Annotated in this window: 21 protein-coding genes; 14 read left to right on the top strand and 7 right to left on the bottom strand. The window is 65.2% G+C overall.

What is annotated here, in order from left to right; all coding sequences use genetic code 11:
• Position 1 precedes the first annotated feature (1 nt).
• From ACMDCR_RS32075 to ACMDCR_RS32065, 3 genes are read left to right on the top strand one after another with little or no spacing between them, the layout of a single operon-like run.
• Complete coding sequence (locus ACMDCR_RS32075) at positions 2-337, top strand: sarcosine oxidase subunit delta (RefSeq protein WP_413990493.1); 336 nt, start codon at positions 2-4, stop codon at positions 335-337.
• Positions 334-3339 carry a sarcosine oxidase subunit alpha family protein gene (locus tag ACMDCR_RS32070; RefSeq protein ID WP_413990492.1) on the top strand — a complete coding sequence of 1002 codons (3006 nt, stop codon included), beginning with the start codon at positions 334-336 and terminating at the stop codon, positions 3337-3339. Before ACMDCR_RS32075 ends, ACMDCR_RS32070 begins: the two co-directional genes overlap by 4 nt.
• Positions 3332-3895: a sarcosine oxidase subunit gamma gene (locus tag ACMDCR_RS32065; RefSeq protein WP_413990491.1), complete on the top strand. Its 564-nt coding sequence runs from the start codon at positions 3332-3334 to the stop codon at positions 3893-3895. Before ACMDCR_RS32070 ends, ACMDCR_RS32065 begins: the two co-directional genes overlap by 8 nt.
• 31 nt (positions 3896-3926) lie before the next feature.
• Here the strand turns inward: ACMDCR_RS32065 and ACMDCR_RS32060 are convergent, their stop codons facing one another.
• Both ACMDCR_RS32060 and ACMDCR_RS32055 read right to left on the bottom strand, forming a co-directional pair.
• The gene (locus tag ACMDCR_RS32060; RefSeq protein WP_413990490.1) at positions 3927-5096 is read right to left on the bottom strand and encodes a M20 aminoacylase family protein; all 1170 of its coding nucleotides are present in this window, start codon (positions 5094-5096) and stop codon (positions 3927-3929) included.
• 86 nt (positions 5097-5182) lie between these two features.
• Complete coding sequence (locus ACMDCR_RS32055) at positions 5183-6076, bottom strand: sugar-binding transcriptional regulator (protein WP_413990489.1); 894 nt, start codon at positions 6074-6076, stop codon at positions 5183-5185.
• 260 nt (positions 6077-6336) lie between these two features.
• Between ACMDCR_RS32055 and ACMDCR_RS32050 the strand changes: the two genes are divergently transcribed.
• Genes ACMDCR_RS32050 through ACMDCR_RS32040 form a run of 3 tightly spaced genes read left to right on the top strand, consistent with a single transcriptional unit; the run spans position 6337 to position 8685 of the window.
• Complete coding sequence (locus tag ACMDCR_RS32050; RefSeq protein ID WP_413990488.1) at positions 6337-7251, top strand: tagatose-bisphosphate aldolase; 915 nt, start codon at positions 6337-6339, stop codon at positions 7249-7251.
• A gap of 16 nt (positions 7252-7267) precedes the next feature.
• Positions 7268-8155 carry an ROK family protein gene (locus ACMDCR_RS32045; RefSeq protein ID WP_413990487.1) on the top strand — a complete coding sequence of 296 codons (888 nt, stop codon included), beginning with the start codon at positions 7268-7270 and terminating at the stop codon, positions 8153-8155.
• Positions 8152-8685, top strand: a complete 534-nt coding sequence (locus ACMDCR_RS32040) for an AAA family ATPase (protein WP_413990486.1) — start codon at positions 8152-8154, stop codon at positions 8683-8685. The genes ACMDCR_RS32045 and ACMDCR_RS32040 overlap by 4 nt, the downstream gene beginning before the upstream one ends.
• Before the next feature lie 53 nt (positions 8686-8738).
• Here the strand turns inward: ACMDCR_RS32040 and argC are convergent, their stop codons facing one another.
• Positions 8739-9698: an N-acetyl-gamma-glutamyl-phosphate reductase gene (gene argC / locus ACMDCR_RS32035; RefSeq protein WP_413990485.1), complete on the bottom strand. Its 960-nt coding sequence runs from the start codon at positions 9696-9698 to the stop codon at positions 8739-8741.
• A 506-nt stretch (positions 9699-10204) separates the two neighbouring features.
• Between argC and ACMDCR_RS32030 the strand changes: the two genes are divergently transcribed.
• From ACMDCR_RS32030 to ACMDCR_RS32010, 5 genes are all read left to right on the top strand, one after another.
• Positions 10205-10486, top strand: coding sequence for a DUF2282 domain-containing protein (locus ACMDCR_RS32030; RefSeq protein ID WP_413990484.1), 282 nt, complete (start codon positions 10205-10207; stop codon positions 10484-10486).
• A 122-nt stretch (positions 10487-10608) separates the two neighbouring features.
• A complete protein-coding gene (locus ACMDCR_RS32025) occupies positions 10609-11472 on the top strand; it encodes a DUF692 domain-containing protein (protein WP_413990483.1) in 864 nt (287 codons plus the stop codon).
• 1 nt (position 11473) lies between these two features.
• A complete protein-coding gene (locus ACMDCR_RS32020) occupies positions 11474-12256 on the top strand; it encodes a DUF2063 domain-containing protein (protein WP_413990482.1) in 783 nt (260 codons plus the stop codon).
• Positions 12257-12275: 19 nt separating this feature from the next.
• Complete coding sequence (locus tag ACMDCR_RS32015; RefSeq protein ID WP_413990481.1) at positions 12276-12779, top strand: DoxX family protein; 504 nt, start codon at positions 12276-12278, stop codon at positions 12777-12779.
• 70 nt (positions 12780-12849) lie between these two features.
• The gene (locus ACMDCR_RS32010) at positions 12850-13917 is read left to right on the top strand and encodes a threonine aldolase family protein (RefSeq protein ID WP_413990480.1); all 1068 of its coding nucleotides are present in this window, start codon (positions 12850-12852) and stop codon (positions 13915-13917) included.
• A 24-nt stretch (positions 13918-13941) separates the two neighbouring features.
• On the opposite strand, the gene ACMDCR_RS32005 is transcribed toward ACMDCR_RS32010, so the two are convergent.
• Both ACMDCR_RS32005 and ACMDCR_RS32000 read right to left on the bottom strand, forming a co-directional pair.
• Entirely contained in the window at positions 13942-14889 is a 948-nt protein-coding gene (locus ACMDCR_RS32005; protein ID WP_413987661.1) for an IS110 family transposase, read from the bottom strand.
• Positions 14890-15291: 402 nt separating this feature from the next.
• Positions 15292-16791, bottom strand: a complete 1500-nt coding sequence (locus ACMDCR_RS32000; protein ID WP_413993782.1) for an acid phosphatase — start codon at positions 16789-16791, stop codon at positions 15292-15294.
• Positions 16792-16940: 149 nt separating this feature from the next.
• On the opposite strand from ACMDCR_RS32000, the gene ACMDCR_RS31995 reads away from it, so the two are divergent.
• On the top strand, positions 16941-18269 hold the full coding sequence (locus tag ACMDCR_RS31995; RefSeq protein WP_413990479.1) for a cytochrome-c peroxidase: 1329 nt from the start codon (positions 16941-16943) through the stop codon (positions 18267-18269).
• A 90-nt stretch (positions 18270-18359) separates the two neighbouring features.
• Here ACMDCR_RS31995 and ACMDCR_RS31990 read toward each other — a convergent pair whose 3' ends face one another.
• A complete protein-coding gene (locus ACMDCR_RS31990; protein ID WP_413990478.1) occupies positions 18360-18572 on the bottom strand; it encodes a hypothetical protein in 213 nt (70 codons plus the stop codon).
• A 232-nt stretch (positions 18573-18804) separates the two neighbouring features.
• Between ACMDCR_RS31990 and ACMDCR_RS31985 the strand changes: the two genes are divergently transcribed.
• Positions 18805-19419, top strand: a complete 615-nt coding sequence (locus tag ACMDCR_RS31985) for an invasion associated locus B family protein (RefSeq protein ID WP_413990477.1) — start codon at positions 18805-18807, stop codon at positions 19417-19419.
• 96 nt (positions 19420-19515) lie between these two features.
• Here ACMDCR_RS31985 and ACMDCR_RS31980 read toward each other — a convergent pair whose 3' ends face one another.
• Complete coding sequence (locus ACMDCR_RS31980) at positions 19516-20949, bottom strand: APC family permease (RefSeq protein ID WP_413990476.1); 1434 nt, start codon at positions 20947-20949, stop codon at positions 19516-19518.
• 222 nt (positions 20950-21171) lie between these two features.
• On the opposite strand from ACMDCR_RS31980, the gene ACMDCR_RS31975 reads away from it, so the two are divergent.
• Positions 21172-22614 carry a xylulokinase gene (locus ACMDCR_RS31975; protein ID WP_413990475.1) on the top strand — a complete coding sequence of 481 codons (1443 nt, stop codon included), beginning with the start codon at positions 21172-21174 and terminating at the stop codon, positions 22612-22614.
• Positions 22615-22624: the final 10 nt, after the last annotated feature.

Genomic DNA, 22624 nt, shown 5'->3' with positions numbered 1-22624 from the left:
CATGCTTCTCATCCGCTGCCCTTACTGCGAGCAGGACCGTCCCGAGCTCGAATTCCGCAACATGGGCGAGGCCCATATTGCCCGCCCGACCTTTTCCGACGCGATCACCGACGTTGAGTGGGAGGGCTTCCTCTACACCCGCTCCAATCCCAAGGGGCTGATCGCCGAGCGCTGGCGCCACATCCATGGTTGCGCTCGCTTCTTCAATGCCGTGCGCCACACCGTGACCGACAAATTCGTGGTGACCTATAAGCAGGGCGAGCCCAAGCCGGACCTGGCCGCCCTGGCCGAACGGCTTGCGGCGTCCGCCCCGGTGAATCGGGAGGCCCGCTCGTGAGCGCCTCCTTCCGCACCAGCTCCGGCGGTCGCATCGACCGTTCCAAGCCGATCAACTTCACTTTTGACGGCGTCGCCTATCAGGGTGTGCGTGGCGATACGCTCGCCTCGGCCTTGATCGCCAATGGCGTGCATCTGGTTGGCCGTTCCTTCAAATATCACCGGCCGCGCGGCTTCATGGCGGCGGGATCGGAAGAAGCCAATGCCATGGTCACCGTCATCCGTGACGCCGGCCGCACCACGCCAAACCTGCGCGCCACGCAGGTCGAGATCTATGAGGGCCTCTCCGCCATCAGCCAGAACCGCTGGCCTTCGCTGAAGGTCGACGCCGGCGAAATCAACGACAAGCTCTCGCCGCTCTTCGCTTCGGGTTTCTACTACAAGACCTTCATGTGGCCGCAGAGCTTCTGGAAGGACGTCTACGAGCCGAAGATCCGCGCCGCCGCCGGCTTCGGCGAGGCGCCCAAGGAAGCCGATCCCGACCGCTACCTCAACCGCTTTGCCCATTGCGATGTGCTGGTAGTCGGTTCCGGCCCGGCCGGGCTAGCCGCCGCCATCGCCGCGGCCGAGAGCGGCGCCTCGGTAATCGTGTGCGACGAGCAGGCCGAACTTGGCGGCTCGCTGCTCTCGGAGACCAAGGCCACCATCGAAGGCCGTGCTGCGCGCGACTGGGCCACCGATGTCATCATGTCGCTGGCCCTCAACGACCGCGTGCGCCTGATGGCGCGCACCACGGCCTTCGGCTGGTATTCGGACAATTTCGTCGCACTTTGCGAGCGTCTCACCGACCATGTCGCAGAGCCCGATGCCAGGATGCCGCGCGAGCGGATGTGGCAGGTTCGCGCCAAGCAGGTGGTGATCGCTGCCGGCGCCATCGAGCGCCCGCTGGTTTTCCCGGAGAACGACCGCCCGGGCATCATGCTGGCCGACGCCGCCCGCACATTCCTCAACCGCTATGGTGTCAAGCCCGGCAACCGCGCCGTGGTCGTCACCGCCTGCGACAGTGCCTACCAGGCCGCGCTGGATCTCAAGGCAGCGGGCGTCGATGTGCCTGTCATTGCCGATATTCGCCCGCACGGCGGCTTTGTGATGAACGAAGCCGAAAGCGCGGGCATCCGCGTCATCACGGGCGCCACGGTGCGCGGCACCAAGGGGCGCCTGCGCGTCAGCGCCATCAGCCTCGGCCGCGTCGGCACGGACGGCGTCAGCATCAATGACCGCGAGATGGTAAACTGCGACCTCGTGCTGATGTCCGGCGGCTGGACGCCGACGGTGCATCTGTTCTCGCAGTCGCGCGGCAAGCTCAAGTTCGACGAATCCAAGCAGATTTTCATCCCCGGGACGGCCCGTGACGAGGAACGCTCCGCCGGTGCCTGCCGCGGCGTGTTCGAATTCGACGCTGTCATCAACGACGGCTTCGCCGCCGGCCATGAAGCGGGCCGCGATGCCGGGTTCTCGAACGGCGCTCTCAAGACTTTCGACGTCGACGATGCCACCGCGCCGGAAGGCTTCTACACAGGCGCCTTGCCGCATGAGCGCGACGCCAACCGCGTCAAGGCCTTCGTCGACTTCCAGCACGACGTCACGGCCAAGGATATCAAGCTCGCCACCCGCGAGGGCTTCCGCTCCATCGAGCATGTGAAGCGCTACACCACCACGGGCATGGCGACGGACCAGGGCAAGACCTCGAACATCAACGCGCTTGCCATCGCCGCCAAGGCGATCGACAAGCCCGTGCCGCAGGTTGGTCTCACCACCTTCCGCCCGCCCTATACGCCCACCACCTTCGGCCTCTTCGCCGGCACGGCGCGTGGCGACCTGTTCGACCCCGTGCGCAAGACGCCGATGCACGACGCCGAGGCTGCACTCGGCGGCGCCTTCGAGGATGTCGGTCTGTGGAAGCGCGCCTGGTACTATCCGCGTCGCGGCGAGAGCATGCACGAGGCGGTGAATCGCGAATGCAAGACGGTGCGCGACAAGGTCGGCATGTTCGACGCCACCACGCTCGGCAAGATCGAGGTGGTCGGCCCGGATGCAGCCGAGTTCATGCACCGCATCTATGTCAATCCGTTCATGAAGCTGGAGCCGGGGCGGCTGCGCTACGGCATCATGACGCGTGACGATGGTTTCGTTTACGATGACGGCGTGGTCGGCCGCATGGCTGTCGACCGCTTCCATGTCACCACCACAACGGGGGGCGCGCCGCGCGTGCTCTCGCATATGGAGGACTATCTCCAGACCGAGTGGACCGATCTCAAGGTCTGGCTGACTTCCGCCACCGAGCAATGGGCCGTCATCGCCGTGCAGGGCCCGAATGCCCGCGACGTGCTGGCGCCCCTGGTCGAGGGCATCGATATCTCGAAGGACGGCATGCCGCATATGTCGGTGAAGGAAGGCCGCATCTGCGGCGTTCCCACCCGTCTGTTCCGCATGAGCTTCACCGGCGAGACCGGCTTCGAAGTGAACGTGCCCAGCGCCTATGGCCGCGCGGTATGGGAGGCCATCCATGCCGAGGTCGTCAAACATGACGGCTGCGCCTATGGCACCGAGGCTATGCATGTGCTGCGTGCCGAGAAGGGCTACATCATCGTCGGTCAGGATACGGACGGCACCCTGACGCCGGACGAGGCGGGCGTGGGCTGGGCGGTCGGCAAGGCCAAGGCCGATTTCGTCGGCAAGCGTGGCCTGATGCGGCCGGACCTGCTGGACGCGAACCGCAAGCAGTTCGTCGGCCTTCTTACCGCCGATCCCGGCGTGGTGCTGGAAGAGGGCGCACAGATCACCGGGATGGCCGAGCCCGCCCTCGGCGAGCATGCCATCGGCCATGTCACCTCGGCCTATTGGAGCTCCAATCTCGGCCGTTCCATCGCGCTGTGCAATCTCGAACGCGGCCGCTCGCTCTATGGCGAGACGGTCTATGTGCCGATGCCCGGCGGTTCGATCGCTGTGAAGGTGGTTGACCCGATCTTCATCGACAAGGAAGGAACGCGGCTCAATGGCTGATATTGCAACCCGCCGCGATCCGCTCGACGGCGTCGCCCCGCTCACCGCCCGCAGCCGCCTCACCATCGAGGCCGCCCCGCGCGGCGCCCGCCTGGTGTTGCGCGGGCCCGACAGCACCGCGGCGACCGCCGGCCAGGCCTTCGGGTTGGCGCTACCGCGAAAGATGAATACGGCGACGACCGATGGCACTCGTACGGCCTTCAAGCTCGGCCCCGACGAATGGCTGCTGCTGGCACCGGAGAATGGCGAGGCCGAGGCCTATGCCGCCATCGAAGGCGCGGTGCAGGAGCCTCATTCCCTCGTCGATGTCAGCCACCGCAATGTTGGCATCCTCGTTTCCGGCTCGCTCGCCGCCGACGTCCTGAATTTCGGCGTGATGCTCGATCTCGATCCCAAGTCCTTCCCGATCGGCACGGCCACGCGCACGCTGTTCGCCAAGGCTGAGATCGTGCTGTGGCGCAAGGGCGTCAACGACTTCCACATCGAAGTCTGGCGCTCCTTTGCCGAGTACCTGCACGGCCAGCTCGAGCAGGCCGCGAGGGAATATGTGAAGTAACCCGGGAGCGCGAACGTCCTCGTCCGCTCTCTCATCCCTTCAAAAACGCCTCCGCCAGCTCCGTCCAGAACGCCGCGCCGATGGGCAGCAGGTCGTCATTGAAGTTGTATCCAGGATGATGCAGCGGGCGGTCGCTGCCATCGCCACGGCTGCCGCCCAGGAAGAAATAGCAGCCCGGCCTTTCCTTCAGCATGAAGGCGAAATCCTCGCTGCCCAGGAAGGGGCGCTGCAGCTCGCTCACCTGTTCCGGCCCGGCGAAGCGCTGGGCGAGGTCGCGCACGAAATCGGTCTCAGCCGTGTGGTTGACTGTGGCATCATAGAAGCGCTGGTAATCGACCGTCGCGCTCATCCCATAGCTTTCGGCCTGCGCCGTCGCGATCATTCGGATACGCCGCTCCAGCTCGTCGCGCACCTTAGGGTCGAAGGAGCGGATGCCCACCGCCATTTCGGCGCGCGAGGGGATGATGTTGCTCACCGTGCCGGCATGGAAGCTGCCGACTGTCACCACCGCGGGGGCGCAGGCATGGATATTGCGCGAGACGATGGTCTGCAGAGCCATCACGATGCTGGCGCCGCAGACGATGGGATCGGCCGTGGCCTCCGGCTCGGCGCCATGCCCACCGGACCCGTTGACGATGATGTGGGCCTCGTCCACGGCGGCGCAGACCGGGCCGTCGCGCAGCAGGAACTGGCCGAAGGGCGCGCGCGGCTCGTTATGCAGGGCGAAGATGGCGTCACAGGGAAATTTCTCGAACAGGCCTTCCTCGACCATGATGCGGGCGCCGCCGAAGTTTTCCTCGGCGGGCTGGAAGATCAGGTGGACGGTGCCATCGAAAGCACGGCGTTCGGCGATGGCGCGGGCGGCGCCCAGAAGCATGGTGGTGTGGCCATCGTGGCCGCAAGCATGCATCAGGCCCGGCGTCCTGCTGGCATAATCGAGCCCGGTCTCCTCGAGGATCGGCAGGGCATCCATGTCGGCGCGTATACCGATCGACTTGCGGCTGGTGCCGTTGCTCAGCGTGGCGACCACGCTGGTCTTGGCGATGCCCCGCGTGACCTTATAGCCATAGCTTTCGAGCGCGCGCGCCACCAGATAGGATGTGCGGACCTCCTCGAGGCCAAGTTCGGGATGGGCATGGAGGTCCCGGCGGATCGCCACGAGTTCCGGCACGCTGTCGAGCAGGTTGGAATGGATGTTCATGTCAATCCCGGCAAAGGCTTCTGAAGGGGCGTGGCGCATCAGACGCCATTTCGTGCCGGCATTTCAAGCCGAAGCGCGCATGCCTTTCACCCCTGCAGCACGCCCAGGATCGCTTGCGCGGTGGCAACATCGGTCACGACGGCATTGATGAGTCCGGCCCGCACGGCGCCGATGATCGCCCTGGCCTTCTCAGGCGAGACGGCAACGCCGATGACCAGCGGCACGGCCCGCAGTTGCGCCGGCGAGACGGCGATCAGGCTCTTGTCGCCCTCCCAGGGCACGATATTGCCGGCCTCGTCGAAATAATGGCGAATCACGTCGCCCGCGACATGGGCCAGCGCCCTCTCGCTGGACGTCACGGTACCGGCATGGATCGGATCCACCGTGTGCGGCAGGCCGACGCCGACAAGCGCCACGTCGATTCGGTCCCACAGTGCGATCTGATCGCGCACGGTGGGATCGTTCACGAACGCATCGCGATATTCCGGGGACGGCAGATAGGGCGCGAAGATGAATTTCGGCACGCCGCCGAGCTGCTCGGCCGCCAGGCGAACGAATTCGTTGATCTGGAAATGCGGCGCCGATTGCTGCATGCCACCGGTGGCCGGAACGGTGATGACGCCTGGAATACGTGGGAGACCCGCGCGGATTACCTCGCGCACGGCACGACCCCAACCGATGGCGAGCACGGAGCCGTCCTTCAGCCCGGCCGTCCTGAGGAGCGAGCCGACCGGCTGGGCGAGCGAGCCCAGAAGTCCCACCTCGACAGTATCGACCACCGCGGCCTGCTTTAGGCCAAGGGCCTCGATCAGCTCGCGCGTGATCTCGTCCGGCGCGGCGAAATCGCGGATCTCGATGCGCACGATGCCTTCCTCGCGGGCCCGGCGCAGCAGGCGCGAGATGGTGGCCGTCGAAAGGCCGAGCCGGCGAGCGATCTCGATCTGCGGGAGGTCGGACTCGTAGTGGAGACGCGCGACCATATGCAGCGTCCTGCGCGTGGCCGAGCCGTCCGTGGAGGCGTTGTCAGACAGTTTGCAATTCCTTTCAGAAACATGTTACACAATACTCGGTGAAACAAAAGTGTTTGTCCGTTCCGGGCAGAACACGAGCGGTGCCGCAAAATTGCTGCCTGCTCAACGCAAATCGATCATCGGCCGCAAGTTTTTCATGCCCTCAGTGCGCTTTCCGGCTGACCGATCCGCCCCTTGCGGGGTACGAGCACAAGGATAGGAACAGGCCCATGGCCAGAATGACGACGTCGGAACTTCGCGGCTATCAACAGATCTGCGGCCCCAACGGAGCGATGATGGTCGTCGCCTGCGACCAGCGGGGCGGCATGCGCACCTTGCTGGCGAGCGAACCTGCCGATCAGGCCGCGATCAGTGACGCTACACTCGGCGAAACCAAGTCGGACATCGTGAAGTATCTGGCAAACCAGGCATCCTGCGTGCTGCTCGATCCGATCTGCGCCGTACCGAAGGTGGTCGATGACGGCGTGCTGGCGCGCGATGTGGCACTGCTGGTCGGTCTCGACGCTTCCGGCTTCGACAAGACGCCGGAGGGTTACCGTCTGTCGCGCCTTGTGCCGGGCATCGACGCTCGCCGTGTGCGCGAGCTGGGCGGCACTGGCGGCAAGATCATGGTATATCTGCGTGCCGACAGGGTGGGAGCGAACAGACATAATATCGAGATCCTGCAACGCTGCATTGCCGATTTCGCCAGGGAGGACCTGCTGCTGGTGGTGGAGTTCCTCACCTATGACTTGCCGGGCGAGAGCCGCGAGGACTATGCGGCCAAGGTGCCGGAACTGGTGATCGAGGGCACCCGCATTTGCCTCGACTGCGGCGCCAAGGTGCTTAAACTGCCCTATCCCGGTACGCCCGAAGCCTGTGCCGCGGTCTCGCATCTTGCCGGCTCCGTGCCGTGGGCGGTGCTCTCGGCCGGCGTCGATCATACGACCTTCCTCGCCCAGGTCGAGACGGCCATGCGCAACGGCGCCTCCGGCGTGATCGCCGGGCGCGCTCTGTGGAAGGACTGCATCTCGCTCGATCGCGGCGAGCAGGCAAGGCGCCTCGCCAATGTCGCCGTGCCGCGCCTGCGCGAGATCCAGGCCGTGATCGCTCGCTACGCCGCCAGCCCGGCGCAGGCCGCCTGAGGACGCCGGACCGGTCATGCATCCCCCATACCCGGCGATCGGCATCGATATCGGTGGCACCAATGTGCGGGCCGCCTGCGTCAGTGCGTCCGGGCAGATCCTCGACTATGTCACCGAGCGGACCAGCCGGGAGGCGCCTGCGCTTCTCGCCCGGCTCGTCGCCATGGTCCGCCAGCTAGACCGGCCCGGGGTCTCGACGGTGGGCATCGGCGTGCCCGGCCGGGTCGATGCCCGTCGCGGCCTGGTGCTCTCGGGTGGCTACGTCGACCTTTCTGCCGTCTCCCTCGCCGATATCATCGGCCGTGAGACGGGCAAACGCGCCCTCATCGACAATGATTGCAACATGGCGCTGACCGCCGAGGTCGCCATCGGCGCCGCGCGCGGTTGCCGCCATGTGGCAATGCTGACCATCGGCACCGGCATCGGCGGCGCCGTGCTACTGGAAGGAACCGTGCTGCGCGGCAGGCACAGCGCCGGCCAGCTCGGTCATGTCACGGTCGAGGCCGGGGGACTGGCCTGCAATTGCGGCCGGCGGGGCTGCGTCGAGACCGTGAGTTCAGGCACCGCCCTTGGCCGCCATATCGTCGAGGCCGGCCTGCCCCCCGACGTTACGGCCGATGGCCTGCTCGCCCTCGCCCGTAGTGGCGAGGCCAGGGCGATTGACGTGGTGCAGGCCTGGGCCGCGCCACTTCGGGCGGCCATCGACAGCATCGTCGCGGCTGTGGACCCCGAGCTCTTCCTGCTCGGCGGCGGCCTCGGCCAGGCGGCCTGCGCGGCCCTGGAATGGGCGCCGGCGGTGTCACCGTGGTATCAGTGCCCGGTAAGGCCGGCGACGCTGGGCGATGATGCCGGCGTCATCGGCGCGGCCCTGGCCGGAGCGCAGCGAGACATGCTGGTGTCATGAAGAAGGCCGTTCTCGTCAATGGCGTGCCGGCGAGCGGCAAGAGCAGCGTTGCCCGCGCGCTGGCGGATGCGCGGGGCTGGGCGATCCTTGCCCTCGACAGCATCAAGGAGCCCTTCTTCGACCATCTCGGCATCGGCGACCGCGAGTTCAATCGCAAGCTTGGGCGGGCGAGCTACCAGGCGATGTGGTCGGTCGTCCGGGATGCGCCGGAGGGCATGACCTTCATCGCGGACGCCTGGTTCGGCTTCCAGCCCCGCGAGGTACTGGAGATGCATCTTTCCCGCGCCGGGGTCGGCATCACCGTCGAGATCTGGTGCCATGCTCCGCCGGAGGTGCTGGTGGAGCGCTATCGTGCGCGACTGGACCTGCGCCACGCCGGCCATCCGGGCGAGGCCTTCCTGCCCGAGCTCGACGCCCTCGCCCGGCGCGCGGAACCGCTCCGCTGCGGACCGATGTTCGACGTCGATACCACCCAGCCGCTCGATCGAGCGCACTTGCTTGGCTGGGTGGACGAGGTGTTGGCAGGGTAATGCCGATCCGCCATAGGACGACCCATTCGTGTCATCGCGTAGGGCCGTTGGAATCACATCCCTAGCATGAGCTGGATGTTCTGCACTGCGGCGCCAGAAGCGCCCTTGCCGAGGTTATCAAGCCTTGCAACCAGGATGGCCTGGCCGTGCGCTTCATGTGGGAAGACGCGCAGCTCCAGATGGTCGGTGTCGTTCAGCGCCTCGGGCTCTAGCTTGGCGGAGCCGTCAATCGGCAGGACCCTCACCAGCCGCGCGCTCTCGTAGTAGCGGGCGAGGATGGCATGCAGGTCGGCGGCCCTGGGCTTGCCCGGCAGGGTGTCGAGATGCAGCGGCACCGAGACCAGCATGCCTTGCCGGAAATTCCCTACCGAAGGCACGAAGATCGGCCTGCGGGTGAGATGGGCATATTCCTGGATCTCCGGCACATGCTTGTGCTCGAGCGTCAGGCCGTAGAGCTCGAAGGCCGGCGCGGTGCCTGCCTCATAGGCCTCGATCATCGACTTGCCGCCGCCGGAATAGCCGCTCACCGCATTGATGGCGACGGGATAGTCGGCCGGGATCGCGCCGGCGTCGACCAGCGGGCGCAGCAGCGCGATGGCGCCGGTGGGGTAGCAGCCGGGGTTGGAAACGAGACGGGCGCTCGCGATCCTTTCGGCCTGGCCGGGAGCCATTTCGGCGAAGCCGAAGGTCCAGCCCGGCGCGACGCGGTGGGCCGTGGAGGCGTCGAGCACTTTCGGGCCGTCTGCACCGAGCTCCTGCACCAGGGCAACGGTCTCCTTGGCAGCAGCGTCGGGCAGGCAGAGCACCACGAGGTCGACATTACGCAGCAGCGCCTTCTTGGCGGCGACATCCTTGCGCAGCTCCGGCGCGATGCTGCGCAGGGTCACGCCCGGGACCGAGGCCAATCGCTCGCGGATGCCGAGCCCTGTCGTGCCGGCCTCGCCGTCGATGAAGACGGCGCGGACGGCGCTGGCCTGGTGCGGCTTGTCAGCAAGATCGGAAAGGGCGGCCATGGCAGGTCCTCCTCGAGGAGCGCGGGCGGGTCTAAGGGAACGCTGGCTATATCGGGGGCATTGATGTTGCTGTCAATGATCATGGGGTATGCAAGAGGCGATAGTTCCGCTCCGTTTCGGAGTGAGCCGCAGGACTGGTGTCCCGGTCTTCTCAGCCACATAGACTTTCAGTCGATGTGGCGGGAACGGCAAACGACTTCGAGGCCTCACCGCGTCATCCGAACCGGTCTCGTCTGTCGGAAAACATGCCGATCTGGAGATCGGCGCCCCGAGACCTGATTCATGGCGGGTCCGCAGCCCCGTGCACCGATGCCGAACACCCTCCTACGAACTCGCCATTCCCTTTGTTACAAGCTGAAATATCACATTTTTTCGCGCAAAAAGTGCGTAATTTGCCACGCTCACTTGATTTGGCAGTGAGAACCGAAAAGAGGCATAGTCCCGTTCATGCAGAGGACGCCAACCTTCCCCCGGTCCCTGCACCAGAGACTCAGAAGGAACATCCCATGTCCGTTTTCACCAAGGCCACCACCGCTTTCGCCCTCGCCGGCGCCGTCGCCAGCGCCGCAGCCCTTCTCTCGGCTCCCGCCCGCGCCGACGACGCCAAGGAGAAGTGCTACGGCGTCTCGCTCAAGGGCCAGAACGATTGCGCCGCCGGCAACCATTCCTGTGCTGGCACCTCGACCATCGATTATGACGGCCAGTCCTTCAAGCTCGTGCCGAAGGGCAGCTGCGTCACCATGAAGACGCCGACCGGCATGGGCTCGCTGACCCCCGTCAAGAGCTGATCGCTGCGCTTTTTCCCCTCTTCCCGGTGGGAGAGGGGACGGAGGCGAGGCGTTGAGGGTTTCGAATCGTAACACCTTCCCCCTCGCCGCCGTAGTAAGCTTCGAATGTCAGGGAGAGCCCCATGAGCACCGACCGCTTCAACACGCTGCCCCTTCGCGCCGGCGCCGGGCTCAAGTCCGAGCACATCAACGATATCCTGGCACGCAGGCCCGAGATGGGCTTCTTTGAGGTCCATGCCGAGAATTACATGGGTGCAGGCGGTCCGCCCCATGCCCAGCTCAGGGCCATTGCCGAGACCTATCCCCTGTCGCTGCATGGCGTCGGCCTGTCCATCGGCGCCGCCAGGCCCCTCGACAAGGAGCACCTTGCCCGCCTCAAGGCGCTGAACGAGCGCTACCGGCCGGCTAGCTTTTCCGAGCATCTTGCCTGGTCGAGCCATGAGGATGTCTTCCTCAACGATCTCCTGCCGGTGCCCTATACGCAGGAGACGCTGAGCCGCGTGTGCGACCACATCGACGAGGTCCAGGAGGCGATGAACCGGCCGATGTTGCTGGAAAACCCCTCCACCTATCTCCTGTTCGAGGAGAGCACGATCGAGGAGACCGATTTCCTGCGCGCCATCGCTGCCCGCACCGGCTGCGGCCTCTTGCTCGACGTGAACAATGTCTTCGTCTCCTCCACCAACCACGATACCTCGCCCGAGGCCTATCTCGATCGCTTCCCGCTCGATCTCGTGGCGGAAATCCACCTCGCCGGCCACGCTGAGACGGTCGACGATGCCGGCGCGCCGCTCCTCATCGATGCGCATGACCGCCCGGTCGCCGATCCGGTATGGGCGCTCTATGAACGCGTCATCCGCAAGGCAGGCCGCCTCCCCACCCTGATCGAATGGGACAACGACGTGCCCGAATGGCCCGTCCTTGCCCGCGAGGCCGCCCTGGCCGAGGCAGCGATGGATCGTGCTGCCAAGAAGCGGGCGGCCTGAGATGCTGGCAGATCTGCAATCCGCCTTCCGCGAGGCCGTTCTCGATCCGGCGGTGGCGACGCCTCCCGGCCTCACCGCCCATAATGGCGTGGCGCCGCGCCGGCGCTTCGCAGTCTACCGCAACAACGTGACGGTCGGCCTCGCCGGGGCGGTGGAGAGCCGTTTCCCCGCCTCGATCGCGCTGGTGGGCGAAGAGTTCTTCCGGGCGCTCGCCACGCTGTTCGTGCGGGCCCACCCGCCGCGCTCGCCGCTGCTCTTGATTTACGGCGACGAGCTGCCAGGTTTCACCGAAGGCTTCGAGCCGGCGCGCGAGGTGCCCTATCTCGCGGATGTCATGCGGCTCGAGATCGCGCGCAGCCAGGCCTATCATGCTGCCGACGCCGAGCCCGGCTCACTCGATGCGTTAAGCGCCTTTCCGCCCGAACAGCTCGGCGAAGTCCGTGTGATCTTACATCCAGCCGTGCGCCTGCTGCGCTCGGCCTTCCCGGCGGCGACCATCTGGGAAATGAATTCGGGCGGCGAGATCAGGGAGATCGCTGACTGGTCCGGCGAGGAGATACTGGTGACGCGTCCGCATCTCGACGTCACCGTCCAGATCCTGCCGCCCGGTGGCTATGCCTTCCTCGCCTCGCTGCAGGCTGGCGAGCCCTTGGGTGTCGCCGCCGAAAGCGCCTTTGCCGAGTCGGCGGACTTCGATCTTCCCAGCGCCCTGGCGGCGCTGGTCAATGCCGGCATCGCCTGCCGGTTCGAGCTTCAACCTGAAACCGCGGCTCTCCCGGGCTGACGGCATCGAGGACAAGATCATGAGCATGCCATCCGCTGCGCCGGCCGCCGCGCCCGCGCCCACGACTCTGCTCGACCGCGTCATCCAGCTGTGCACGCTGCTGCCCTATTGGCTGATCGCGATCGCCGCCCGCGTCGCCCTCATCCGAGTGTTCTGGTGGTCGGCCCGCACGCGCGTCGTGCCCGGCACCTGGTTCACGCTGAACGACACCACCACCTATCTGTTCGAGAACGAGTTCAAGGTCCATCTGCCCGGTGGCATTGAATTCGGCTTTCCGCTGCCCGACGTCATGGCCGCCATCACCATGACCTGCGAGCATCTCTTCCCGATCCTGCTCGTCCTCGGCCTCGGCACGCGCTTCGCCGGCCTCGGCCTGCTCGGCATGACGGCGGTGATCGAGAGCATCTATCCCGAGAACTACAACGAGCACTTGCCCTGGGCCGTCTGCTGCCTGGTGCTGATCAAGTGGGGCGGCGGGGTGTTTTCGCTGGATGCGCTGATCGCGAAGGTGAGGGGGCGGTAACTTCTCAGGAGCGACATTTGGTCCGACCTATCCACTTGCATCCTCCTCCCCGCCCGCTCTACTTCAAAGCATGAATTTCGCCAGTGACAATTGGGCTGGAGCCAGCCCTCGTATCATCGATGCCCTCGCCCGCGGCGCGGGCGGCATTGCTCCTGCCTATGGCAATGACGATCTTACGCGCGAGTTGAAGGCGCGGCTGTCGGCCTTGTTCGGGCGCGATGTCGGCCTGCTCTTCGCGGCAACGGGAACGGCCGCCAATTCACTGGCGCTGAGCTCGCTCAGCCCGTCCTACGGCGCCATCTATGCCCATCAGGACGCCCATATCGTGGGTGACGAGGCTGGCGCGCCGGAGTTCTTCACCCACGGTGCGCGCCTTATGCCGCTCGCCGGTCCGGCCGGCAAGCTGACACCGGAGGCGCTAGAGGCGGCCGTGGCCCGCGGCAGCGGCTCCGGCTCGCCTATCCCCAGACCCGCGGCACTCTCGATATCGCAGGCGACGGAGAGTGGCACCGTCTATCGCGAGGCGGAGATCTCCGCCCTCACCGCCATTGCCAAGGCGCGCGGCCTCAAGGTGCATATGGATGGCGCGCGCTTTGCCAATGCCGTCGCCTTCCTGGAGAAGGCCGATCGCGGGGCGCGGCTCGCCGATATCACGTGGAAGGCGGGCGTCGATGCGCTTTCCCTCGGCCTCACCAAGAACGGTGCGCTGATGGCCGAGGCCGTCGTGCTGTTCGAGGCCGACAAGGCGGCCGAGATCGAGTGGCTGCGCAAGCGCAGCGGCCATGTCGTCTCAAAGGCCTGGCCGATCGCCGCTCAGTTCCTGGCCATGCTGGAGAACGACCACTGGCTCGAACTCGCCCGACACGCGAACGCCATGGCGGTGGCCCTGTCGGAGGGGCTGGTCGCATCAGGCCATGCGCTGGGCTTTCCGACGGAGGCCAACGAGGTCTTCGCCGTGCTGCCAAAGGCGCTGATCGCGCGTCTGCGGCAGGAAGGCGCCAAGCTCTATGAATGGCCGGCCGCGACCCTGTCGGAGAGCGAGCGCCCCGGCACGGATGCCGACCTGGTCAGGCTTGTGGCCTCCTTCGCCACGAAGGAAGGCGAGGTCGAACGGTTCCTGGAGATCGTGAGGGGGTAAGGGCCTGGGAGTATCCGTATTCGGTCAAGCAGCTTTAGGCGTCCAAATCCGATTATCTCGCAAGAGGGCGTTAGCGAGGATGATGAGCTTGCGCATGATGGCGACGATGGCGATTTTTTTGGGTTTTCCGGCGGCGACCATGGCCTGGTATTTAGCGGCGAGGTCGGGGTTCCATCGGATAGCGGCGACCATGGGCATATAGAGGGCTCGTCGCAGAAGGGCTCTTCCCCCGCGAATGAAGCGCTTGCCATTTTTGCTGCCGCTGTCGCGTGGGACAGGGGCGAGGCCGGCCAGGCTTGCGGCTTGAGGGGGAGACAGGGTGCCCAGTTCAGGCATGTGGATGAGCATGGCGTGAGCTGTGATGGGTGCCACGGCGGGGATGGAATCGAGGATTTCGGCTCTGCGCTTGAAGGCGGGATCCTTGTCGGCCCGCCTGGCGATCTCCTCGTCGATGGCGTTTATCTGCGCTTGGGTCAGAGCCAGTGTCTTGGCGAGTTGGCGCTTGATCAGGGGGAGTTCGGCGGTTTGCTGGCGGGTCTGGGTTGCCACTTTGATCTTCATCAGGGCGTCCCGCGCCGCGGCCAATTGCTTCATCTCCTCAAGGGCCTGGCTGACGATGAGGGTCGGCTCGGGCTGGACGGCCTGGCCATAGCGGGCCAGGGTCATGGCATCGATGCGATCGGTCTTGGCCAGCCTGCCAATACCTTCGGCAAAGCGTCGGGCCTGGCGCGGGTTGAGCTTGACGGCCGGCAGGCCGGCCTGGTTGAGCGCGCGTTCGAAGGCGCGATGATAGGCCCCCGTTGCTTCGAACACCACACGCTCGACAGTCCAGGAAGAAAGCCAGGCAAGCAGGGCGCGATGGCCCGCCTGGGTGTTGGCAAAGCGCTTGATGAGGCCTGCCGGGTGGACAGCCACATCCAAATGATCCTTGCCGATGTCGGTGCCGACATTGTGTGCTAGGCTGCTCGTCATCTTTTCCAAGTCCTCTGCTTGTCTCCGGAGCAATGCCGGTATCCGTTCAGGCCTCATGGAAAAGAGAGGGGTGGTCAGACTCCTAAGTCAGTCCTTCGATTATCGCAGGCACGACCCGTCCCCTCCCGCCTCCAGCTCGGCGGCCACCGAGCTGGAGGCATCCAAAAGCTAGGCTTGCACGATGGGATTGAAATAGACAATCGCAGGCATCCTTGCCCATATGCGCCAACTTTGCGGGGGTAGGCGATGGAAACTGGAGGGGCGATCACCGATCGCCCTCTTCCCTCCCCGCAAAACGTATCGTTTGCGAAATTGTCGATCAGTGATCGACACTCCAATTGCGTGCCCTTCCAGCAAAGTTAGCGCCGATGGGCAAGGACGCCTGCGATCCCGGGAAGTTGCTCACTTGCCCTTCAGGTCCAGCGAGCTTGTCAGGTCGCCCAGTGGCGGCTCGTTGTTAGCCGCGACCGCATTGTCGCGCACTTCGATGCCGCGCAGCGTCGGCAGTTCGAAGCGGCGAGTGATGAAGCGCAGGATCGAGGTCGTGTCCATCGGCGTATGGTCGACGAAGCCGCGGCGGGCAAAAGGCGAGACGATGATCGCCGGGATGCGCGTGGCCGGTCCCCAGCGGTCGGCTTTGGGCGGGGCGACTTGGTCCCAGATGCCGCCATTCTCGTCATAAGTGACGACAACCAGCATGTGCGGCCATTGCGGGCTCTTCTCGAGATGGCTGATCAGGTCGGCAAGATGGGTGTCGCCCGACTGGATGTCGGCATAGCCCGAATGCTCGTTGAGGTTGCCCTGCGGCTTGTAGAAGGAGACTTGCGGCAGGGTGCCGGCATCGATCGCCTTGATGAACTCCGCACCGACGAGGCCGCCGTCACGCAGATGCTCGGTGCGAGCGGCGGTGCCCGGGGCGAAATTGGCGTAATAGTTGAAGGGCTGGTGGTGGTACTGGAAGTTGGGCACCGGCGTCTTGTTGCCGTGGTCCAGCACCTCCTGCCAGGCGCCGGCATACCAGGCCCAGGTGATGTGCTTGAGGCTGAGCAGGTCGCCGATGGTGGGTTCGGTCTGCGGGGGCAGGGTGGTGGGCTTGGCCGGGTCGGCCGTGGCTGGATCGCCGCCCTTGGCAGGATCATTGCCGCTCGGCTGGTAGGGCGGCTGCATGGTGTTCACGGCATAGAAGTCCGGCGTGAGATTGCCGTCGGCAGCGAATTTGGGGATGCCGTCCATGGCCGATTTCGGCGAATTCGCCGCCAGCTTCAGCGTCACGCCGTCGGCCTCGACCGCGGCGATCGAAGGCTTGGCCGGATTGGTGTCGGCATTGGCGTAATAGGGCGCGCAGGCGCAGATCAGCCATTGATGGTTGAAAAAGGAGCCGCCGAAGGCGCCCATGAAGAAATTGTCGGCAAGGGTGTATTTCTGCGCGACGCCCCACATCGCCATCTTCGAGCCGTCCCAGGTCTGCATAACCGCGCCGCCGGCATCGGCATAGGCGACGAATTTGTCGTTCTTGCCACCGTCGATCTGCATCTGGTTCTGATAGAAGCGGTGCCACATGTCGTGGGTGATGGTGCCGAGGCTAACGTTGAGGCCCTGGGGATCGTCGGCGCGGAAGGGACGGTTGGGCATATGCTCGGTCTGGGCCTGCGTCACCGGCGGCGTCACACCCTTGGCGGTGAAGCCGTCCCAGGTCGGCGGCAGCTCCTTCAGCGGCGTACCGTCGCGGTCGAGCTGGAGGGTGGCGGTGCTGGACGCATTCTGCAGGCCGTTGGCGCCGGGGAAATTGCCGAAGAGATTGTCGAAGCTGCGGTTCTCGGCATAGATCACCACGACGGTGTCGATCAGCTTCAGGTTGACTGAAGGATCGTCATTGTACCCGCCCGCGAGTGCCGGGGTCATGGCGCCCACGATGAGGCCGAGGGCCGAGACCGTTCCAATAAACCGCGCCCGCATGCTGACACCCTTCCTATTCCACTTGTGTTGATATCTTCATATGCATCTTGCACCATGCCTCGTGAAACGTCCGAAAACGTGCCTCAGGGCGGGCTATGAAATTCAACATAAAGCCACTTTACGACACAACAATAAAGCACTGGGTAGCGGGAACGCTGGCGCTGGCTGCTGCCGGCCTGGCCTCTGGCGTGGTCGCGGCGAATGATCCCGACGGCAAGGCGGCGGACAGCCCCGTGATGTCGCGGGCCGCGGTGAACCGGCAGGTGGAGGCCCTGGCGGCGCTGGGGCACGACATCTTCCGAGATCCCTCGCTGTCGGGCTCGGGCAAGGTCGCCTGTTCCTCCTGCCACGATCCCGCCCATGCCTATGGCCCCGTCAATGCGCTGGCGGTGCAGATGGGTGGAGGCGACCTGCGGCAGCCTGGCTTGCGCGCCGTGCCCTCGCTTACCTACCTGCAGGTGGTGCCGCCCTTTACCGAGCATTTCTTCGAATCGGAGGACGATGCCGACGAAAGCATCGACAACGGACCGACTGGCGGCCTGACGTGGGATGGGCGCGTCGACCGCGGCGGCGACCAGGCGATGATCCCATTGCTTTCCGATTTCGAGATGGGCAACAAGGACGAGGCCGCGCTGATAGGCCGCCTGCAGGCGGCAACCTATGCCGGGAAGCTGGCCGAACTGGCCGGCCCTGCGGCACATTCCAATCCGCGTGTCCTGCTACAGACCGCACTCAAGGCGATCGAGGTCTATGAGCAGGACTACAAGACCTTCTATCCCTATTCGAGCAAATATGACGCCTACCTGGCTGGTACGGCCGCGCTGACGGCGCAGGAAGCCCGTGGTCTCCAGCTTTTCAACGATCCCGACAAGGGCAATTGCGCCTCCTGCCATGTCAGCCAGCGCGGCAATGACGGCACGCCCCCGCAATTCACCGATTACGGGTTGATTGCGCTCGGCGTACCGCGCAATTCCGACATTCCCGCCAATAAGGATCCGAACTATTACGATCTCGGCCTGTGCGGTCCTCTGCGCACCGATTTCCGCGATCGGCCCGATTATTGCGGCTTGTTCCGCACGCCGACCTTGCGGAACGTGGCACTGCGCCAGACCTTCTTCCACAACGGTGTCTTCCACTCGCTGCGCCAGGCGGTGGAGTTCTACGTCGGTCGTGAGACCGACCCGGGCAAATGGTATCCTCGCAAGCCCGACGGCACGATCGACAAATACAACGACCTGCCCAAGAGCGCACAGGCCAACCTCAATACGGACCCGCCCTTCGACCGGCATCAGGGCGACAAGCCAGCGCTCAGCGACAGCGAGATCGATGATGTCGTGACTTTCCTGGGCACCCTCACCGATGGGTACAAGCCCGGGAGCGCGGACGTCTCGTCCGCTCTTGGAAGCACCGGCGCGCCAAAATAGGTGGCTGGGGCGTAAGCCCTTGCCTCGAAACGCTTTCGCTTGCAGCATTCGCTGACAAGCAAGAGCGGACGGGATGCCTGCGGACCAGTCTCAGCTGACGCCCGGGTTGCCCGGCAGGTCGAGGAGCTTGGCCACGTCATCAGCGCCCTTGCCGGAGGCGGCAAGCTCGCCATTATCCTTTACTTCGAGTTCCGCGCCATTGGCGAAGCATAGCCACCAGCCGCTGTCTTCCTCGTTGCGGCGCCGGTCGGTGACCCCGATGCCGGCCGCGGTGACCAGCGCAATAGCCTTTTCAACATCCATGATTGCCACCTGCTCCGGAAAATATCCCAGGGGAAGTTGAGTTCGGAGAGGGTGTGAAGTCAAGGCGAAAGGCTGTCACCGTTTCGGCATGCCGGTGACATCCGGGTGTCGCATTACACAGCCCGCTGAGAGTGGTTACTTTTCCACAGGAGCCTATAGCCAGGATGCCAGAACTGTGTATTGGCTGCCTTCCCTTTCGCAATCGGGGCGTGCGCACGGCCCCTTCGAGGACATGATGCTGAAGACCGTCCTGAGCCTTGCATTCGTTCTTCTCGCTGGTGTTGCCCAAGCACAGACACCACCGCAGACTCCGCCAGCCCAGTCCCTCCCCCAGACCCAAGGCCAGCCCACGGTCCCCATTCAGCCACAGACCCCCGCCTCCGCGCCGCCGCCGCTGCCTGGCGGCGCCTCCTCGATCCAGGAGACCTATGAGGACTGGCGGGTGTTCTGCAGCGCGCCGAACAATGTCAGGCAATGCACCCTCCAGCAGGTGCTGTCCGATCAGAAGAGCGGCCAGCGTGTCCTGGCCGTCGAACTGTCGCCCACGCCCGATGGCGGTATGACGGGCAATCTGGTGATGCCCTTTGGCCTCCTGTTCTCGGCCGGCGTCGCCCTAGCCCTCGACCAGAACCCCAGCGGGCAGGCGCTGCCCTTCCAGACTTGCATCCCCGCCGGCTGCCTTGTGCCGCTGAGCCTGGACGCCCGGACCATCGCGGCGCTGCGCAACGGCAGCCAGATCAAGCTCAACACCAGGTCGGTCGATGCCACAGCCAAGCCGCTGGTCTTCACCGTCTCGCTCAAGGGCTTCGGCACGGCGCTCGATCGCGCACTGGCCATCGCGAAGTGATTTGGAGTGGCGGTCTCCGACCGCCATTCTCCTGACCATTGCTTATGCAAGCGAGGGCAGGATGGCAGTCGGAGACTGCCACTCCATCTCTGCCCTTTAATCCTCCGCCGCCAGCACGGCACCGGCCTTCGCCAGCACGTCGGGTCGGTTCATGCGCAACCACCAAGCACCGGCGATGCACAGGACGAGCCAGGCCACGATCATCCAGGGCATCCAGGTGTACGGCGGATCCGTCTGTTCGATGATCTGGGCGACGAACAGCGCCGCGATCAGCAGCGCGCCGAGCGCGGGCAACAGCATCTGTCGCAGGAAAAGCCCGTCGCCGCGGCGGCGGAAGAAGGCGATCGCCGCAAGATTGGCGAGGATATAGACCAGCAGGATCGCCAGCGTCAGCACGAAGCCGCAATAGCCATAAACGTTGCTGCCGCCATCGGGATTGGCGAGCCCCCCGGAAAGCGCCCCTACCGCGATCACCACCAAAGCGCTGAACAGGCTTTGGAAATAGACGGCGTTACGCGGCGTGCCATGCTTGGGATCGATGAAGGCAAGTGCTGTGGGCAGCATGCCCTCCCGACCCATGGCGAAGAGCACGCGGACCACGCCGGTGTTGCCGTTGACCATCACCGCCGCCATCGAGGACACGGAGGCAACGATGATCAGCGGCGTCATCCAGGGGGCATAGAGGGATGCAAGGTCGTTCCAGGGGGTGGAGGAACCGGTGAGGGCGTTGACCTTGTCCGGCCCAAGGCCGATCACCTCAGCCCAGATGCAGAAGATGTAGATGAGGCCGACGGCCAGGGTGGAAAGCGCGATGGCGAGCGGCACGTTGCGGCGGGGGTTGCGCACTTCCTCTCCCAAGGTGGTGGCGCCCTCGAAGCCGACGAAGCTGAGCGCCGCGAACACGCCACCCGTTATCAGGCCCTGCAATCCATTGGGGGAGGCTGACGGCGTCAGCGGCGTGGCAGTGACGCCATGCACGCCACCCGAGGCCATGACGATCACCGCCATCAGGAGCACGATGGCCACTTCCAGGACGAACAGAGTCATTGCGGTTCGCAGGGTGGAGCGGATGCCCTCCAGCGCCAGCACGGTCATGGCAATCCAGGGCAGGATGGATATGGCAATCCAGGGTAGGTCGAAACCGAAGGCCTGCTTGATCGTCTGCTGCAGATAGGCGCCGATCAGGGCGATCTCGATCGGCGGCAGCAGCGCATAGGCCACGAACATCAGCCCGCCGGCCACAAAGCCCATGGTGGGGCCAAGGCCGAGCGAGACGTAGGTGTAGAAGGAGCCCGCACTGGGAGCGACCGCCGCCATTTCCATCACGCCGCTCGCCGTGATCAGCATCACGACGAGGCAGGCGACATAGACGAAGGGCGTGGCTTCGCCCGAAAAGGGCGTCGAGAATTGCGGGTTGAAGAAGGTCGAGACCGCCGGCCCCATGATGGCGGCGGACATGATAACCGCGCTGGCGAGGCCGACAGAATTGCGCCGTAGCTGCGCCGGTTCTGCCGAAGTGACTGACGACATGGAAGGATCTCCGCTGATGGCATGCGGGACCGTTGATGGTCCTCTTTCATCTGTCCGTTCGCGGCGGCAAGGACGTTTGGACGGGCTGCCGGCCACAAACATCAACTTGTGACAGACTGCGCCAAGAATGTTGGACTTGCAATATTTATTGTGGAATATTCCAACAATGGCAGATTGTCGTTTCTGCATGTATTCAGGCATGTGCCTGGTTGGAGCGCCTGCATGATCGTGATCGGGGTGGATATCGGCACGCAGTCACTGAAGGCGGTGGCCGCCGATCGCAACCTCAGTCCCCTTGGCAGCGCCTCCGTCGCCTATCCCTTCGAGACGCCAGCGCCAGGTGAAGCGGAGCAGGATCCCCAGCTCTGGCTCGACGCCCTGAGGCCCGTAATCGCCGGCTGTCTCGAGGCAGCGGGAGCGAGAGCCGGCGACGTCGCCGCGCTCGGCTTTGTCGGCCAGCTCGACGGCTGCATTGCCGTCGACGCCACCTGCCGTGCTCTCGGGCCGGCCTTGATCTGGATGGACCGGCGCGCCGAAACGGAAATTGCCGATATCCCGGCCGGTCTGGTGCGGGAGCGCACGGGCAGCGTCCTCGATCCCTCGCACATGGCCGCCAAGATCCGCTGGCTGAAGCAGCGCCGGCCGGATGCCGCGCGTTTCCACCAGCCCGTCTCCTATGTCGTGGAAAGGCTGACCGGCCGGGCTGTGTTCGACCATGGCCTGGCCTCTACCACGATGCTCTATGACCTTGCGAATCGCCGCCTCTGCCCGGAATTGCTGGAGGCCTTTGGTATCGCAGCAGGGGAACTGCCCGAAATCGGCGAGGCCAGCGCCTGCGCCGGCGGGTTGACGCCAGCGGGTGCCGTGCTCACCGGCCTGAGCGAGGGCGTCCCGGTGGCGATGGGAACGGGCGATGATTTCGCTGGGCCGCTCGGCGCCGGCATCGTCATCCCGGGCACGGTTGTGTGCTCTCTCGGCACGGCCGAAGTGGTGGGAGCGGTGCACCCCCATCCGGTCATCGATCCCCTCAACCTGGTCGAGACGCATGGCTTTGTCTCCGGCTTTTCCTTCATCGAGAATCCAGGCTGGCTCTCGGGCGGCGCGGTGACCTGGTTGCGCAATCTCGTGGGGTTTGCCGATCCCGCCGCTCTCACCGAGGCTGCTGCCAACGTGCCGGCAGGCAGCGGGGGCGTGACCTTTATTCCGGCGCTGAATGGGGCGATGGCGCCAGTCTGGCAACCGGGCGCGCGGGGCGTGTTCTACGGGCTGACCGCCCACCACCATCGCGGCCACCTCGCCCGGGCGGTGCTGGAGGGCTGCGCCTTTGCCATGCGTGATGTGATCGACCGGCTGCGCGAACTCGGCGTCGCGACGGATCGCATCCTTCTGGTCGGCGGCGGGGCGCGCAGCACGCTTTGGGCCGAGATCCGGGCAGGCGTGCTCGACCAGGCGGTGGAGCGGGCCGAAAGCGTCGATGCGGCGCCGATGGCGGGCGTGCTGCTGGCCGCAACCGCCGCCGGCCTCGAACCCTCCCTCGCCGAAGCCGCCGCCCGCCTGCCGCTTCCGACAAGCCGCACGTTACCCGTTGCCGCAGATGTCCCAGCCTATGAGATGGCCTATCAGCGCTACCGGACGCTGTTCGAAACCCTGACGCCGATGTTTTGAAGGAGAGGTG

Origin of the sequence: Labrys okinawensis (assembly GCF_047345005.1) — a bacterium.
GTDB classification, from domain to species: Bacteria; Pseudomonadota; Alphaproteobacteria; order Rhizobiales; family Labraceae; genus Labrys; species Labrys okinawensis.
This window is presented reverse-complemented; position numbering and strand designations above follow the sequence as displayed.